The organism is Streptomyces sp. NPDC057445, assembly GCF_042802855.1.
GTDB lineage: Bacteria > Actinomycetota > Actinomycetes > Streptomycetales > Streptomycetaceae > Streptomyces.
In genome coordinates this window covers 1-15386 of sequence record NZ_JBHVDH010000008.1, presented here as the reverse complement: position 1 = coordinate 15386, position 15386 = coordinate 1, and the positions used below count along the sequence as shown (strand labels likewise).

The 15386-nt window shown below is 70.6% G+C and carries 13 protein-coding genes; 6 read left to right on the top strand and 7 right to left on the bottom strand.

What is annotated here, in order from left to right; translation table 11 throughout:
* The first annotated feature begins 11 nt into the window (after window positions 1-11).
* Both ACFU5O_RS18915 and ACFU5O_RS18910 read left to right on the top strand, forming a co-directional pair.
* On the top strand, window positions 12-434 hold the full coding sequence (locus ACFU5O_RS18915) for a DUF742 domain-containing protein (protein ID WP_384241750.1): 423 nt from the start codon (window positions 12-14) through the stop codon (window positions 432-434).
* Window positions 415-1020: an ATP/GTP-binding protein gene (locus tag ACFU5O_RS18910; protein WP_384241748.1), complete on the top strand. Its 606-nt coding sequence runs from the start codon at window positions 415-417 to the stop codon at window positions 1018-1020. Before ACFU5O_RS18915 ends, ACFU5O_RS18910 begins: the two co-directional genes overlap by 20 nt.
* Window positions 1021-1106: 86 nt before the next feature.
* Here the strand turns inward: ACFU5O_RS18910 and glpK are convergent, their stop codons facing one another.
* The 4 genes from glpK to ACFU5O_RS18890 all read right to left on the bottom strand — a co-directional run bounded on the left by glpK (window position 1107) and on the right by ACFU5O_RS18890 (window position 5414).
* Window positions 1107-2627, bottom strand: coding sequence for a glycerol kinase GlpK (gene glpK / locus ACFU5O_RS18905; RefSeq protein ID WP_384241746.1), 1521 nt, complete (start codon window positions 2625-2627; stop codon window positions 1107-1109).
* A 78-nt stretch (window positions 2628-2705) separates the two neighbouring features.
* A complete protein-coding gene (locus tag ACFU5O_RS18900) occupies window positions 2706-3467 on the bottom strand; it encodes an MIP/aquaporin family protein (RefSeq protein WP_384241744.1) in 762 nt (253 codons plus the stop codon).
* A gap of 310 nt (window positions 3468-3777) precedes the next feature.
* Window positions 3778-4965, bottom strand: coding sequence for a lipid-transfer protein (locus ACFU5O_RS18895; protein ID WP_384241742.1), 1188 nt, complete (start codon window positions 4963-4965; stop codon window positions 3778-3780).
* Window positions 4962-5414, bottom strand: a complete 453-nt coding sequence (locus ACFU5O_RS18890; protein WP_384241739.1) for a Zn-ribbon domain-containing OB-fold protein — start codon at window positions 5412-5414, stop codon at window positions 4962-4964. Before ACFU5O_RS18890 ends, ACFU5O_RS18895 begins: the two co-directional genes overlap by 4 nt.
* 199 nt (window positions 5415-5613) lie before the next feature.
* On the opposite strand from ACFU5O_RS18890, the gene ACFU5O_RS18885 reads away from it, so the two are divergent.
* Window positions 5614-6435, top strand: a complete 822-nt coding sequence (locus ACFU5O_RS18885) for a M15 family metallopeptidase (protein WP_384241737.1) — start codon at window positions 5614-5616, stop codon at window positions 6433-6435.
* Between the two features lie 52 nt (window positions 6436-6487).
* The gene (locus tag ACFU5O_RS18880) at window positions 6488-7030 is read left to right on the top strand and encodes an NUDIX domain-containing protein (RefSeq protein ID WP_384241735.1); all 543 of its coding nucleotides are present in this window, start codon (window positions 6488-6490) and stop codon (window positions 7028-7030) included.
* Here ACFU5O_RS18880 and ACFU5O_RS18875 read toward each other — a convergent pair.
* Window positions 7021-9381: a glycoside hydrolase family 31 protein gene (locus ACFU5O_RS18875; protein WP_384241732.1), complete on the bottom strand. Its 2361-nt coding sequence runs from the start codon at window positions 9379-9381 to the stop codon at window positions 7021-7023. The two genes, ACFU5O_RS18880 and ACFU5O_RS18875, sit on opposite strands and share 10 nt — an antisense overlap.
* A gap of 229 nt (window positions 9382-9610) precedes the next feature.
* Here ACFU5O_RS18875 and ACFU5O_RS18870 point away from each other — a divergent pair, with 229 nt between their 5' ends.
* Complete coding sequence (locus tag ACFU5O_RS18870; protein WP_384241730.1) at window positions 9611-11587, top strand: acetoacetate--CoA ligase; 1977 nt, start codon at window positions 9611-9613, stop codon at window positions 11585-11587.
* An 86-nt stretch (window positions 11588-11673) separates the two neighbouring features.
* A complete protein-coding gene (locus tag ACFU5O_RS18865; protein ID WP_384241728.1) occupies window positions 11674-12585 on the top strand; it encodes a hypothetical protein in 912 nt (303 codons plus the stop codon).
* A gap of 84 nt (window positions 12586-12669) precedes the next feature.
* On the opposite strand, the gene ptsP is transcribed toward ACFU5O_RS18865, so the two are convergent.
* Both ptsP and ACFU5O_RS18855 read right to left on the bottom strand, forming a co-directional pair.
* A complete protein-coding gene (gene ptsP / locus ACFU5O_RS18860) occupies window positions 12670-14340 on the bottom strand; it encodes a phosphoenolpyruvate--protein phosphotransferase (protein WP_384241726.1) in 1671 nt (556 codons plus the stop codon).
* A 78-nt stretch (window positions 14341-14418) separates the two neighbouring features.
* Window positions 14419-14868 carry a PTS glucose transporter subunit IIA gene (locus ACFU5O_RS18855; protein WP_384241724.1) on the bottom strand — a complete coding sequence of 150 codons (450 nt, stop codon included), beginning with the start codon at window positions 14866-14868 and terminating at the stop codon, window positions 14419-14421.
* Window positions 14869-15386 lie beyond the last annotated feature (518 nt).

The window sequence follows — 15386 nt, the reverse complement described above, 5'->3', positions numbered from 1 at the left end:
AGTGGAATGGCATGAATGACGCCGGACAGCACGCTCAGCAGACGAAGGACGCCCGGCGGGCGCATCACTGGTTCGACGACGACGCCGGACCCGTGGTCCGTCCCTACGCGATGACCCGTGGTCGTACGAGCAGTGCCACCCGGCAACGACTCGATCTGATCGCGCTCGTCGTCCCAGAACCGGCCGCCCAGGACCCGGGCAGGGACCAGATGCTTGCGCCCGAACACGTCGAGATCGTGGAGCGGTGCAGTACCATCCCCCAGTCGATCGCCGAACTGGCGGCCGGACTCGACCTGCCCGTCGGGGTGGTGAGGGTCCTCGTCGGTGATCTCGTCGAGGACGACATGGTCCACGTAACCCGTCCCGTACCGCCGGCCGAGCTGCCGGATGTGAGCATTCTTCGCGAGGTGATCAATGGTCTTCGGGCGCTCTAGCCGCACGCAGCGGCCGGTCGAGCCGGTGACACTGAAGATCCTGGTGGCGGGCGGCTTCGGGGTCGGCAAGACGACTCTCGTCGGCGCCGTCAGCGAGATCAAACCGCTGCGCACCGAGGAGACTCTCAGCGAGGCGGGACGGCCGGTCGACGATCTCGACGGCGTCGAGTCCAAGAACACCACCACCGTCGCCATGGACTTCGGCCGGATCACCCTCCGCGAGGATCTGGTGCTGTACCTCTTCGGCACGCCTGGCCAGGACCGCTTCTGGTTCCTGTGGGACGAGCTGGCCCAGGGCGCGCTCGGTGCGGTCGTCCTCGCCGACACCCGCCGCCTGGAGGACTCGTTCGCGGCCATCGACTACTTCGAACGCCGCGGGATCCCGTTCACCGTCGGCGTCAACTGTTTTGAGGGCGCCGACCGTTTCCCGGTGGAGTCGGTGCGGGGCGCGCTCGACCTGGACCCCGAAGTGCCGCTGATGATGTGCGACGCGCGCGATCGCGAGTCGGTCAAGTCGGTGCTGGTGGCGGTGGTCGAGCACGCCCTGGTGCGCTCCACCCGCGAGCGGGAGCCGGCGGCCACCTGACCGGGCGAGGTGCACAACACGGCCCGTACCCCCACCGACAGGGGTACGGGCCGTGGCTCATGGCACCGCGCGACCGGGCACGGTGACTACGCGCCTTCCTCCTCGTGCCAGCCGAAGCTGCGCTCCACCGCCTTGCGCCAGTTGGCGTACTCCCGCTCCCGGAGCTCGGCCGCCATCCGCGGCGACCACTCCGCATCGCGCTGCCAGTGCGCCTCGAGCTCATCCAGGCCGCCCCACACACCGGTGGCCAGTCCGGCGGCGTACGCCGCGCCCAGGCATGTGGTCTCGGAGACCTTCGGCCGGATCACCGGTACGCCCAGCACGTCCGCCTGATGCTGCATCAGCAGCTGGTTGGCGGTCATCCCGCCGTCCACCTTGAGCATGGTGATGGGCACGCCCGAGTCCTGGTACATCGCGTCGACGACCTCACGCGTCTGCCAGCTCGTCGCCTCCAGCACCGCCCGCGCGAGGTGGGCCTTGGTGACGTACCGGGTCAGACCGGTGACCACACCACGGGCGTCCGCGCGCCAGTACGGCGCGTACAGTCCCGAGAACGCGGGCACGATGTACGCGCCTCCGTTGTCCTCCACGCTCGCCGCGAGTGTCTCGATCTCGTCGGCACTGCGGATGATCCCGAGCTGGTCCCGGAACCACTGCACCAGGGCGCCGGTGATCGCGATCGACCCTTCCAGGCAGTACACGGGGGCGGAGTCGCCGATCTTGTAGCCGACGGTGGTGATCAGTCCGCTCTTGGACTGAACCGGCCTGCTCCCGGTGTTGAGCAGGAGGAAACTCCCGGTCCCATAAGTGTTCTTGGCCGTGCCCGTCTCGTAGCAGGCCTGGCCGAACACAGCAGCCTGCTGGTCGCCGAGCGCCGAGGCGACCGGCACCCCCGCGAGCTGCCCGACAGCCGTCCCGTACACCTCGGCGGACGGCCTGATCTCCGGGAGCACCGCCGTGGGAACATTCATCGCCGCGAGGATGGAGGAGTCCCACCGGAGGGTCTCCAGGTTCATCAGCATGGTGCGGGAGGCATTGGTGACGTCGGTGACGTGCACCCCGCCGTCGGTGCCGCCCGTCAGATTCCAGATCAGCCAGGAGTCGATGGTGCCGAACGCGATCTCGCCGCGTTCGGCCCTGCCGCGCAGCCCGGGCACGTTGTCCAGCAGCCAGGCCGCCTTGGGACCGGAGAAGTAGCTGGCGAGCGGTAGGCCCGTGGCGTCGCGGAAACGGTCCTGCCCGTCCGCGCCGCCGAGTTCGGCGCACAGCGCGGCGGTCCGCGTGTCCTGCCAGACGATCGCGTTGTGCACGGGCTTGCCCGTGCGGCGGTCCCACATCACGGTCGTCTCGCGCTGGTTGGTGATCCCGAGCGCGCTGAGCTGACCGGCACGCAGCCCGGCCTTGGCCAGTGCTCCCGCCACGACTGCCTGGACCTTGGACCAGATCTCGGTGGCGTCGTGCTCCACCCAGCCGGGCTTGGGGAAGATCTGACGGTGCTCGCGCTGGTCGGCGGCGACGATCGCGCCGTCATGGTCGAAGATGATGCACCGGCTCGATGTGGTGCCCTGGTCGATCGCGGCGACGTATTTCTGGGAGTTGTCCGTCATGACGTCCCCTTGTCGGAGGAGGCGGCGGTCAGGTGCCCGGACGGCCTGTGGCCGGACGGCCCCTGACCGGAAGCGTGGTCAGAAGGCGGCGTTGAAGACGAGACCCGCGAGGGCACCGCCGACGAGCGGGCCGGCCACCGGGATCCAGGCATAACCCCAGTCGGACGTGCCCTTGTTGGGGATGGGCAGCAGTGCGTGCGTGATCCGCGGGCCCAGGTCGCGCGCCGGGTTGACGGCGTAACCGGTCGGTCCGCCGAGGGACAGTCCGATGCCGACGACCAGCAGCGACACCAGGAGGACCGAGATCCCGGAGCCGTAGATCCCCGCGCCCTCGCCCGGAATCGGGCCGATGCCGATACCGGCGTTGCGCCCGAACGCCAGGATCGGCAGGACGAGCCCCACCGTCGCGATGATCTCGGTGGCGAGGTTGGCCACGGGCCGGCGGATCTCCGGGGAGGTCGAGAAGATCCCGAGCGTCGGCCGGGCCGTCTTCGGGTCGGCGTTCGCCCGGAACTGGGCGTAGTAGGCCAGCCACGCCAGTACGGCGCCCAGAATCGCGCCGGTCATCTGCCCCAGGACGTACAGCGGCACCTTGCTCCATTCGCCGGTGTCGACGGCCACGCCCACGGTCACGGCCGGATTGAGATGGCCGCCGGACAACGGCGCCGAGGTGTAGGCGCCTGCCAGCACACCGAAACCCCAGCCGAAGGTGATCACGATCCAGCCGGAGGCTTTCGCCTTCGAGTGGTGGAGCGTGACGGCGGCGCACACACCCGCGCCGAAGAGGATGAGTATCGAGGTGCCGATGACCTCACCGAGGAAGATGTCTGCGTTGCTCATGGCGGCTCCTGGGCTGGGCGTGGTTCCCATGGCTACGGAGCCGAAGGCAGGGTGCGCGGTGCAGCGCAGGGAGTCCGTGCCTCGTCCGGCGTCCGTGACGAGCGTGGTGAGCGTGCGCGTGCGTGTCGAACTGCGGCGACTCAGGCGGGCCGCGCCGACGAAGAGGCAGTTTTCACCGTGGTTACCGCACCGTCAAGGTCACGGGCAGCAACCGCAGTTCACGGCATGTGCTCGCCGCGGCCACCGCAACGGCCCTCGGCCCGCGCTTGCTTCGGGGACCGCGGGCCCCCGGCGGCGGCTGCCGGTCGCCTCAGCGGACGGCGACGACCGCCGAGCCGTGGCCGAACAGCCCCTGGTTCGCGGTGATCCCGGTCCGGGCCCCGGCCACCTGACGGTCGCCCGCCGTGCCGCGCAGCTGCCAGGTCAGCTCACACACCTGGGCGATCGCCTGGGCAGGCACGGCTTCGCCGAACGACGCGAGCCCTCCGCTCGCGTTGACGGGCGTGCGACCACCCAGTGTTGTCGCGCCCTCGTGCAGCAGCTTTGTGCCCTCTCCGGGAGCGCACAGCCCGATGTCCTCGTACCACTCCAGTTCCAGTGCCGTGGAAAGGTCGTACACCTCGGCCAGCGACAGGTCCTCGGGCCCGAGTCCGGCCTCCTCGTAGGCGGCACGCGCGATCGACGCGCGGAAGCCGAGCGGCGACGGTTCCGCCGCGGCCGCCGAGTCCGTGGCGATGTCCGGGAGATCGAGGACGGTTCGGGGGTAGGTGGGTGTGACGGTCGAAACGGCGCGGATACGGACGGGACGGGCCGCTCCGTGCCGGCGGGCGTACTCCATGCTCGACAGTACGAGCGCCGCGGCCCCGTCGGACGTGGCGCAGATGTCGAGCAGCCGCAGCGGATCGGCCACCACGGCGGACGCGGCGACCTGCTCAGCGGTAACGGTCCGGCGGTAGCGGGCATACGGGTTGAGCGCTCCGGCCGCGGCGTTCTTCACCTTGACCTGTGCGAAGTCGTCCGGTGTGTCGCCGTGCAGAGCCATCCGACGGCGGGCGAAGAGCGCGAAGTACGCGGGGTTCGTTGCCCCCAGCACCCGGAAACGCAGCCAGTCCGGATCGTCAGGACGGTCACCGCCCGCGGGCGCGAAGAACCCCTTGGGTGCGCAGTCGGCGCCCACGACCAGCACCACGTCCGCCAGGCCCGCGAGGATCTGGGCACGCGCCGTGCCGATGGCCTGAGCCCCGGAAGCGCACGCGGCGTACACGCTGGTCACCCGGGCGCCCTGCCAGCCCAGGGCTCGCGCGAAGGTGGCCCCGGCCACATACCCCGGATAACCGCCGCGGACGGTGTCCGCCCCGACGACCGACTGGATCTGCCGCCAGCCGATACCGGCGTCGGCCAGCGCGGCGCGGGCCGCGACCCTCCCGTACTCGACGAAACTCCGGCCCCATTTGCCCCACGGGTGCATCCCGGCCCCGAGCACCGCGACATCGCTCACCGCGCCGCCTCCACCGGCCGCCAGTGCCAGGTCGTCCAGGTGGTCTCCGCGTCCTCGTTCAGAATCCCGGGCACCACTTCGACCTCCATCCCGACCGCGAGATCCGCGACCGTCACCCCCGGAGCCGCCTGGCCGAGGACCACCATGCGCTCCTGCGCGAGCTCGACCGCGACCAGCGTGTACGGCTCCCACTCCGCATCCGGATCGGAGACGTAAGGAGCCGGCGGCCGGTACCGCCCGTCCGTGTACGACCACACGCGGCCCCGTTTCGACAGGGCGACCTCCGTCGGCACACCGTCCGCGCACGCGGGATTGCGGCAGTAGCTGTCCTCGCGCGGGAAGAACACCGTGGTGCAGGCGGGACAGCGGGTTCCGAGCAGCCGGAACTCCCGTTCGCCGCCCTCTTCCGTGAACCACCCGGACACCACGGGTGTACGCGTACGCGCCATCGCGAGCCCTCCCCGGGACCGAACCGGTCGGTCATTCATCTGACGGAACGTCAGAAGTGTGCCACGGGGAGACACCCGTGGACCAGAATCCGGAGCTCGCGAGAACCGGACAGGGCGGGGCGGCGTCCGATGGATACGGAGCGGGTGGCCGGAACTCGCGGGGGTGGTCCCGGCCACCCGTTACTGATAGACGGTGCGCATGAGAGGACTCACTTCCGCGTTCCGCGCCCTGACCCTCACCACCGCCGCACTCCTCGCGGTCACCGCCGCATCCTCGTCCCCGGCCGCCGCCACCCGGGCCGTCAGGCCCGACCCCAAGGCACCCGCGGAGTTCGTCGCGCTCCGCCTGGTCGACCCGACGATCATTCAGGAGATGCGTTACACGACCGCGCACAATTTCATCGGCGAACCCATCGACGGGTACCGGCAGCCGGTCTGCATCCTCACCCGGCCGGCCGCCCGGGCCCTCCACCTGGCCCAGCGTCAACTGCTGCGCCGTGGCTACTCGCTCAAGGTCTACGACTGCTACCGCCCCCAGCGCGCCGTCGACCACTTCGTACGCTGGGCGAAGGACCTCGACGACGAGAGGATGAAGCAGGAGTTCTATCCACACGTCGACAAATCGCGTCTGTTCGAGGACGGCTACATCGCGGAGAAGTCCGGCCACAGCCGCGGCGGCACCGTCGACCTCACCGTCGTCAAGCTGCCGGCCGGAAAGACCCGCCCTTACATCCCGGGCGAGCAACTGGTTCCCTGCTACGCCCCCAAGGGTGAGCGATTCCCGGACAACTCCGTCGACATGGGCACCGGGTTCGACTGCTTCGACACCCTGTCGAACACGGACGATCCGCGCGTCCAGGGCGCGCAGCGCGCCAACCGTCAACTGCTCAAAGCCACCCTCACCGACGCGGGATTCGTCAATCTGCCGGAGGAATGGTGGCACTTCACGCACAAGCCGGAGCTGTTCCCCGACACCTACTTCGACTTCCCGGTCTCATGGACGTCACTGACCCGGCCATGACGTCCTGACCGTACCGGCACGAGGTGCCCGCTCCTCGCGTTACAGTCCGCGTGTGACCGAGCCCCGCGACCCCACGGCCCCCACGGCGACCCCCGTCAAGGACTCCCACTGCTCCAGCTGCGGGGCCCGCTACCCGGAAGGCGCCGGCTGGCCCCGCAGCTGCCCCGCCTGCGGCGAGACGGCGTACCGCAACCCGCTCCCGGTCGCCGTCGCCCTGCTTCCCGTGACAACCGCGCGCGGCACCGGACTCGTCGTCATCACCCGCACCATCGAACCTCGGCGCGGCGGCATCGCACTGCCCGGAGGCTTCATCGACCACGGCGAGGACTGGAAGCACGCCGTCGTACGCGAACTCGGCGAGGAGACAGGGATCGAGGCCGGCCAGCAGGACGTCCGGCTGGCCGACGCACTCAGCTCACCCGGTGACCATCTGCTCCTCTTCGGACTCCTCCCGCAGCGCCCGGCCGGCGAACTCCCGCCCCCCGCGCCGACGGACGAGACCGAGGGCTGGCACGTCCTCCACGAGCCGGCCGACCTCGCGTTCCCGCTGCACACCACCGCGGTTCGACGCTGGTTCGCGGGCGACTACGACTGAGCGGCCAGACCTCGCACCCGCACCGGCCGCACCGCCCTGACCACCCCGGCTTCCGTCACCCGCTCCACCACGACCCGGTCACCCACCAGTCGTGACGTGTAGCGCTCGACCTCCGGCCGCGCCGCCGCCTCTCCGGAGTCCTCGACCACCAGCCCGGTGCCGGTACGCCCGGCGACGGGCGGCCACACCTCCAGCTCCGTCCCGCCGTCCTCCCCGCGCACCGGAATCACCGCACCCGCTCGCGCCAGCACGGGAATCCGCGACAGGGGCGCATCCAGCAGCACCTGCCCCGGTCCCTCGTACACCATCCCGGTCACGGTGTCGTACCACCGCCCCCGCGGCAGCCGCACCGCGCGCCGGTCCGCGCCCCGCTCCAGCACCGGTGCGACCAGCAGCGCATCGCCCAGCAGGAAAGCGTCCTCGCAGTCGCGCAGCGCCCGGTCGCCCGGCGCCCCCCACCACACCGGCCGCACATAGGGAGCACCCGTGAGCCGCGCCAGATGGGCGAGAGTGACGAAATACGGGCGCAGCCGTTCCCGCTCGAGCATCGCCGCCTTCGCATGGCCGAGTACCTGCGGACCGAACTCCCACGGCTCCCTGCGCCCCGCGCCGATCGCCGCGTGCGTTCGGAACAGCGGCAGATACGCACCGAGCTGGAACCAGCGCAGAAACAGCTCGGGCGAGGGACTGCCGTCGAAGCCGCCCACGTCGGGGCCCGAATACGGCACCCCGCACAGTCCGAGGCCCAGCACGAGCGAGAGCGACGCCCGCAGACCCGGCCACCCCGTCGACACATCACCGGACCAGGTCCCGCCGTACCGCTGCATCCCCGCCCATCCGGAGCGCGAGAACAGGAACGGCCGCTCCCTGGGACTCAGCCGGCGCAGTCCCTCGTACCCGGCCCGCGCCATCTCCAGGGCGTAGACGTTGTGGGCCTCGCGATGGTCGCCCCCGCGGCCCTCCAGCGCGTGACGGGCCGAGCGCGGCAGCGTCATGTCGCCGAACGGGGCGAACGACACGGGTTCGTTCATGTCGTGCCACACCCCGGAGAAGCCCTGCGCGAGCCTCTCCTCGTACAGCCCGCCCCACCACTCACGCACCCGCGGATCGGTGAAGTCCGGATACGCACACTCGCCCGGCCACACCTCACCGCGCACCTCCCGCCCCCGTGAGTCCCGCACGAAGGCGCCGACCGCCGACCCACTGTCGTACACCGCGTACCCGGGCTCCGCCTTCACCGCGGGATCGACGATCGACACCAGCCGTACGCCGTCCGCGCGCAGCTCCTTCGCCAGGACCGGTATGTCCGGGAAACGCGTCCGGTCCACGGTGAAGACACGGTGTCCGTCGTAGTGATCGATGTCCAGATGCAGCGCCGCCAGAGGAAGCCCCCGCTCCCGGTAACCCGCCACCACCCGGCGCACCTCCCGCTCGCTGCCGAAGCCCCAGCGCGCGTGCTGGGCGCCGAGCGCCCACGACGGTGGGAGCACGGGCGCGCCCGTGAGCGCCGTCCAGCCGCGCAGGACGCGCGCCGGAGTGCCCACGATCACCCAGCAGCGCAGCGGACCGCCGGCCGCCCGGAGCTCGACGGTGCCCGGCCTGTCATGGCCGGACCCCGCGCCCTCCTCGCCCTCGCGCAGGGTGACCCGGCCTTCCCACGAGTTGTCGTGGAACGCCAGATGCGTCCCGGCGTCCGCGACCACCAGCTGCACCGGCATCGTGATGTACAGCGGATCGTCACCGGGTCCGAAACTGCCTCGCGGATCGGTGTTCCACAGCCGGTACGTACCGTCCCGCAGCCGCGGCCCCGACGAACGGCCGCCCAGCCCGAAGAACCGTGCGTCCGCGGACACCTCCGTGCGCTGCAACCAGCGCGCCGGACCTCCGCCCACCGGCTCCCACCAGCGAGGAGGCAGATCCCGGCGCAGCACGATCCCGCCCGGAGTCCGCACCTCGACCGCGCCGTGCCGGGACACCGCCACCGTCACCCGCTCCGACACGACCCGCCAGCCGCCGTCCTTGTCCGGTTCCAGCTGGGCGCGCGTGTCCGCCTCCGGCGGGGCGTCGGCGAGCGCGTACGACGGCTCGGGCCCCGCGCCGTCCCAGCCCCAGAAGACACTGCCCCCCACCGCCACACGCACCCGCAGTTCCGAACGCGCGAACCGTACGACCCCGCCGCCAGGCAACGGCTCGGCTCCGACGACAGCACCCGGCACCCGCGCACGCTCAGCCCCCCGCGGAGGCAGACCCCAGGCGTCCATACGCCTGCCGCGCCAGGCCGAGCGCGCCGCGCGCAGCCCCTGTACCGTGCCGAACACCTTCACCGAGCGCACCAGCTCACGACCGTTCATGCTGCTCACCCTGCCATCCACCAGGGGCTTGGCGGGGTCCGTTCAACTCCCGTTCACCCGTGGTCGGAGCACACAAAGAGTCGGCCGACCATGGGTGGGCAACCCTGGTGCGGAAGACGATCACATGGCATCGTCCTGTCAGCGACAGCCGTGTCACGCGCACACCCACGCCCGTGCGCGGGACACGCCGACCACGCGTAGAGCCACACACCCGCCCGGGAGCCGCCCCATGACCTCAGCAGCGAACCCTGCCCCCCTCTGGCAGCCGGACGCCGACCGAATCGCCGCCGCCCGGATCACCCGGTTCCAGGCCTGGGCGGCCGAGCGGTACGGCGCCCCCGCCGAGGGCGGCTACGCGGCGCTGCACCGCTGGTCCGTCGACGAGTGGGAGACTTTCTGGCGAGCGGTGGCCGACTGGTTCGACGTACGGTTCTCCACTCCGTACGAGCGCGTCCTGGGGGACCGCTCGATGCCCGGCGCCCAATGGTTCACCGGCGCCACCCTGAACTACGCCGAGCACGCCCTGCGCACCGCGGAGGACCCGTCCCGCGCCCATGAGCCGGCGCTGATCCATGTGGACGAGGCACACGACCAGGCCCTCATCAGCTGGTCCGAGCTCCGCCGCCAGGTCGGATCCCTTGCCGCCGAACTGCGCGCCCTGGGCGTACGCCCGGGCGACCGCGTCAGCGGCTATCTGCCCAACATCCCCGAGGCCGTCACCGCCCTCCTCGCCACCGCGGCCGTCGGTGCCGTCTGGACCTCCTGCGCCCCTGACTTCGGCGCCCGCAGCGTCCTCGACCGCTTCCAGCAGGTCGAGCCCGTCGTCCTCTTCACCGTCGACGGCTACCGCTACGGCGGCAAGGAACACGACCGCCGGGACACCGTCGCCGAACTCCGCCACGAACTGCCCACCCTGCGCGCCGTCGTCCACATCCCGCTGCTCGGCACCCCCGCACCCGAAGGCGCCCTTCCCTGGTCCGAGCTCACATCGGGCGACACGGAGCCCGTCTTCGAGCAGGTTCCGTTCGACCACCCCCTGTGGGTCCTCTACTCCTCCGGCACCACCGGCCTCCCCAAGGCCATCGTCCAGTCCCAGGGCGGCATCCTCCTCGAGCACTTCAAACAGCTCGGCCTGCACTGCGACCTCGGGCCCGGGGACCGATTCTTCTGGTACACCTCCACCGGCTGGATGATGTGGAACTTCCTCGTCTCCGGCCTCCTCACCGGCACGACCGTCATCCTGTACGACGGCAGCCCCGGTTACCCCGGGACCGGCGCCCAGTGGGCCATCGCCGAACGCACCGGCGCCACGCTCTTCGGCACATCCGCCGCCTACGTCATGGCCTGCCGCAAGGCCGAGGTCCACCCCGGACGCGACTACGACCTCTCACGTGTCCAGTGCGTCGCGACGACGGGCTCCCCGCTCCCGCCCGACGGCTTCCGATGGCTCCACGACGAGGTCCGCGACGACCTGTGGATCGCCTCCGTCAGCGGCGGCACGGACGTCTGCAGCTGTTTCGCCGGCGCCGTCCCGACCCTCCCCGTCCACATCGGCGAGCTCCAGGCCCCCTGCCTCGGAACCGACCTCCAGGCCTGGGACCCGCAGGGCAAGCCCCTCATCGGCGAGGTCGGCGAACTCGTCGTCACCAACCCCATGCCGTCCATGCCGGTCCACTTCTGGAACGACGCCGACGGCAGCCGCTACCGCGACAGTTACTTCGAGATGTTCCCGGGAGTCTGGCGGCACGGCGACTGGATCACCATCACCGACCACGGCTCGGTCGTCATCCACGGCCGCTCCGACTCCACGCTCAACCGCCAGGGCGTACGCATGGGCTCCGCCGACATCTACGAAGCCGTCGAACGGCTCCCGGAGATCCGTGAATCCCTCGTCATCGGCCTCGAGGAACCCGACGGCGGCTACTGGATGCCCCTCTTCGTACACCTCGCCCCGGGCGCCGCCCTCGACGACGACCTGCGCGAGCGCATCAAGCGCACCATCCGCGAACAGCTCTCACCGCGCCATGTCCCCGACGACATCATCGAGGTCCCCGGCGTCCCCCACACCCTCACCGGCAAGCGCATCGAAGTCCCGGTCAAGCGACTGCTCCAGGGCACCGCCCTCGCCAAGGCCGTCAACCCGGGCTCCGTCGACAACCTCGACCTTCTGCGCTTCTACGAGGAGCTCGCGCGCAAGCGTTCCTGAGTCCCGGCCGCGGTCACGTTGTCAGTGCTCACGGTTACGGTGAGTGAGCACTGATCAACAGCGCTCACGGGGACCAGGGGGAATCCATGACAAACACCAAGCGCGGTCGGCGACCGAACCAGCACACGTCCATGAGGCGCGCCCTGCGCCGCGATGTCCCGGCCACCGTCGGCCTGCTCGTCGACGCACGCGACTTCACCGCCATGCGCCGCTACCGCACCTTCACGTTCACCGACCACCCCGACTATCTGCACCAGATCGAGGGCCTGCTCAGAACGCTCTCGACGCAGGGCGGGCACACGACCGTCGCCCTCTTCGACCCCGAGGACTTCGCCGACTACTGCCACGAGACCGGACTCGATCCGGACAGCTCCACCAGCCGCAGCCGCTACACCGCGGAGGTCGCGGCCGCCGGCCCGACCGTGGCGTACACGGGCCAGCCCATCGACCACCTTGTGCCGCTGCTCATCAACAGGTCGGTCCGCCAGGCGACCTGGGAGTTCGCCACTTCGCTGCTGAGCGGCCTCGGAGCCTGCGCGGACTGCGGCGAGGACATCGGACGCGCGGCCTTCGACCGGGCCTCGGAGCTGCTGCTGCGCCTCCTCACCTCCGCAGGCCCCGGGACGCACCACCTCGTCTGCAGCGTGCCCGCCGCCGACGAACAGCTCCTGGCGGTCCTGCATGCCGTGACCGGCAGCGGAACCCCTGCCGTGCTCGACTCCTCCGAAGGCGCAGAGTTCACGACCGTCCTCGCCGCCGGAATCGCCCTCGAAAGCCCCGGGGGAGTGGTGCTGCGCACCAGCACGGACGACGCCCCCGACCAATTGCGCGGCTGGCGCCTGAGCCACGGGCGCATGGCCCCGCTGACCGAGGCCGAGGTCTTCAGCGCCTACTGCACGGACGCGGACACCGGAGAGCCGATCTCCCCCGAGCCGGGCGTCGAGTACAGGGCCGGCTTCGACCTCGGCGATCCACCTGGCACGACCTTGCACCACTGAGGCAGCAGCGGAAGGACAAGACGCAGGGGCTCCCCACCCTGGGCGGGGAGCCCCTGCGCACGACTCACCGGGCGAGACGCCCGGTCACTCCCCGGACAACACCGCCTGCGCGGCCACGCGCGCCTCCTCTGCGCTGTCCGCGGCACGCGCCGCTGCTGCGGCCCGCTCGCACTGGGCCAGCGTGTACTTCGCCAACGTGGCCCGCACATAAGGAATCGAGGCCGCACCCATCGAGAGAGAGGTGACACCGAGACCCGTCAGCACACATGCCAGCAGCGGATCCGATGCGGCCTCACCGCACACACCGCAGCTCTTGCCCTCGGCCTTGGCCGCCTCCGCCGACACCGCGACCAGGTCGAGCAGCGCGGGCTGCCACGGGTCCTGAAGCCGGGACACCGCGCCCACCTGCCGGTCCGCCGCGAAGGTGTACTGCGCCAGATCGTTCGTCCCCAGCGAAAGGAACTCCACCTCCTGCAGCACCGAACGCGCCCGCAGAGCGGCGGACGGGATCTCGACCATCGCACCGAACTTCGCGTTCAGTCCCGCCTCACGGCAGGCGTCCGCGAACGCCTTGGCGTCCGCGCGGTCCGCCACCATCGGAGCCATGACCTCGAGGTACACCGGCAGGCCTTCGGCCGCCTTCGACAGCGCGGTCAGCTGTGTCCGCAGCACCTCCGGGTGATCCAGCAGCGCGCGAAGGCCCCGCACACCCAGCGCCGGGTTCGGCTCGTCGGCCGGGGTCAGGAAGTCCAGCGGCTTGTCCGCGCCGGCGTCCAGCACCCGCACGACCACCCGGCCCTCGGGGAACGCCTCCAGCACCTTGCGATACGACTCGACCTGCTTGGCCTCCGACGGCGCCCGGCTGCTGTCGTCCAGGAACAGGAACTCCGTACGGAACAGACCGACACCTTCCGCCCCGGCCTCGACCGCCGCCGGCACATCCGCGGGGCCACCGATGTTCGCCAACAGCGGCACCTTGTGCCCGTCCGACGTCGCGCCCGGCCCCGAGGCCGCCGCCAGCGCGGCCTTCCGTTCCTCTGCGGCGCGCGCCATCTCGGTGCGCTTCTCCGCACTCGGCTCGACGAAGATCTCCCCGGTGCTGCCGTCCACCGCGACGACCGTGCCCTCCGCCAGCTCGCAGGCGCCCGGCAGCGCCACCACGGCCGGCACACCGAGCGCCCGGGCGAGAATCGCGCTGTGGCTCGTCGGCCCGCCCTCCTCGGTCACAAAGCCGAGCACCAGCGTCGGGTCCAGCAGCGCGGTGTCCGCGGGCGCAAGGTCCCGGGCGATCAGTACATACGGTTCGTCGCTGTCCGGGACGCCCGGCATCGGGACACCCAACAGCCGCGCCACGATGCGGTTCCGTACGTCGTCGAGGTCGGCCACGCGCCCCGCCAGGTACTCCCCGGCCCCGGCAAGCAGAGCCCGGTACGCGGCGAAGGCGTCGTACACGGCACGCTCCGCGGTGCTGCCAACCACGATCCGGCGCTCGACATCGGCCATCAGCTCGGGGTCCTGCGCCATCATGGCCTGCGCCTCGAGCACGTGCTGCGCTTCGCCCCCCGCCAGATTTCCGCGCGCATTCAGATCGGCGGCCACAGCTTCGACGGCCTGGCGAGCGCGCCCCTGCTCGCGCTCCGCCTCCTCCGCCGGGATCTGCTTGGCGGGCGGTTCGAGCACCGCCGTCCCCATATGCCGAACCTCGCCGATCGCCACTCCGTGGCTCACGCCGACCCCTCGCAGCGTTGTCTCCATTGCACCCGTCTCCGATTGTGCGGCGGTCCCAGCCACCGCGATGGACATACGACTGGCCCGTCGACTACGTCGGCGAGGTCACTGCCAGCCGAACAGCTCGTCGCCCGCCTTCACGTCGCCGTCCTCACGGACGCCGACGAGGGAGTCGGCCGAGGCCTCCAATGCCACGACGGGGCAGATGGCGGACTTGCCGGCCTCTTCGACCGCGGCGGGGTTCCAGCGCACGATCGCCTGGCCACGGGCAACGGTGTCGCCCTTGTGGATCAGGAGCTCGAAGCCCTCGCCGTTGAGCTGCACCGTGTCGATGCCGAGATGGGTCAGCACCCCGTGGCCCTCGGCGTCCACGACGACGAAAGCGTGCGGGTGCAGGGAGACAACGATGCCGTCCACGGGAGAGACGGCCTCCGACGGCTCACGCACAGGGTCGATGGCGGTGCCCGGACCGACCATCGCACCGGAGAACACCGGATCGGGCACAGCGGCGAGCCCGATGGTGCGACCGGCCAGCGGCGACGTCACAGTGGTCATAGGAGCCTCCCAGGGGTAAGGAGATTCTGGAGTCGCCGCCACCGACGTGTCCGGGGCGGCGTACTGCTCAGAAGCGTATGTCATAGGAAGTCCAGGTTCCGCATGAGAACTGGCAGTTGGGCGGACCTGGAGGGCACCGGAAGCGATTTGCCTCGCCTACCGGTGACATGTACTGTCGTAGATCTGCCTGGCCGCGGACACGACTGTGAACCGCAGGTCGGCAGCACCTCGCCTGTCGAGTCTCATCCTAAACTGGTCTACACCACTGGTCTACACCTCTGCGTGCCTGCAGGGTGGTGGTGAGCGAGTCGGAAAAAGGCTGGTACGGTTTGGAAACACCGGAAAGGGAATTCGCGAAAGCGGAGGAACGGCCCGGCAGCCCGCTCCAGTGGGTGACAGAAACGGGAATCGGATCTGTTAGACTGGAAACACGAAAGACCGAAGGGAAGCGCCCGGAGGAAAGCCCGAGAGGGTGAGTACAAAGGAAGCGTCCGTTCCTTGAGAACTCAACAGCGTGC

Excerpts from the sequence above, each read along its gene's own strand:
- glpK (WP_384241746.1), bottom strand. The coding sequence starts at position 2,627 with ATGACGGACAACTCCCAGAAATACGTCGCCGCGATCGACCAGGGCACC.
- ACFU5O_RS18910 (WP_384241748.1), top strand. The coding sequence starts at position 415 with ATGGTCTTCGGGCGCTCTAGCCGCACGCAGCGGCCGGTCGAGCCGGTG.
- ptsP (WP_384241726.1), bottom strand. The coding sequence starts at position 14,340 with ATGGAGACAACGCTGCGAGGGGTCGGCGTGAGCCACGGAGTGGCGATC.
- ACFU5O_RS18865 (WP_384241728.1), top strand. The coding sequence starts at position 11,674 with ATGACAAACACCAAGCGCGGTCGGCGACCGAACCAGCACACGTCCATG.
- ACFU5O_RS18875 (WP_384241732.1), bottom strand. The coding sequence starts at position 9,381 with ATGAACGGTCGTGAGCTGGTGCGCTCGGTGAAGGTGTTCGGCACGGTA.
- ACFU5O_RS18855 (WP_384241724.1), bottom strand. The coding sequence starts at position 14,868 with ATGACCACTGTGACGTCGCCGCTGGCCGGTCGCACCATCGGGCTCGCC.
- ACFU5O_RS18870 (WP_384241730.1), top strand. The coding sequence starts at position 9,611 with ATGACCTCAGCAGCGAACCCTGCCCCCCTCTGGCAGCCGGACGCCGAC.
- ACFU5O_RS18890 (WP_384241739.1), bottom strand. The coding sequence starts at position 5,414 with ATGGCGCGTACGCGTACACCCGTGGTGTCCGGGTGGTTCACGGAAGAG.
- ACFU5O_RS18900 (WP_384241744.1), bottom strand. The coding sequence starts at position 3,467 with ATGAGCAACGCAGACATCTTCCTCGGTGAGGTCATCGGCACCTCGATA.
- ACFU5O_RS18915 (WP_384241750.1), top strand. The coding sequence starts at position 12 with ATGAATGACGCCGGACAGCACGCTCAGCAGACGAAGGACGCCCGGCGG.
- ACFU5O_RS18885 (WP_384241737.1), top strand. The coding sequence starts at position 5,614 with ATGAGAGGACTCACTTCCGCGTTCCGCGCCCTGACCCTCACCACCGCC.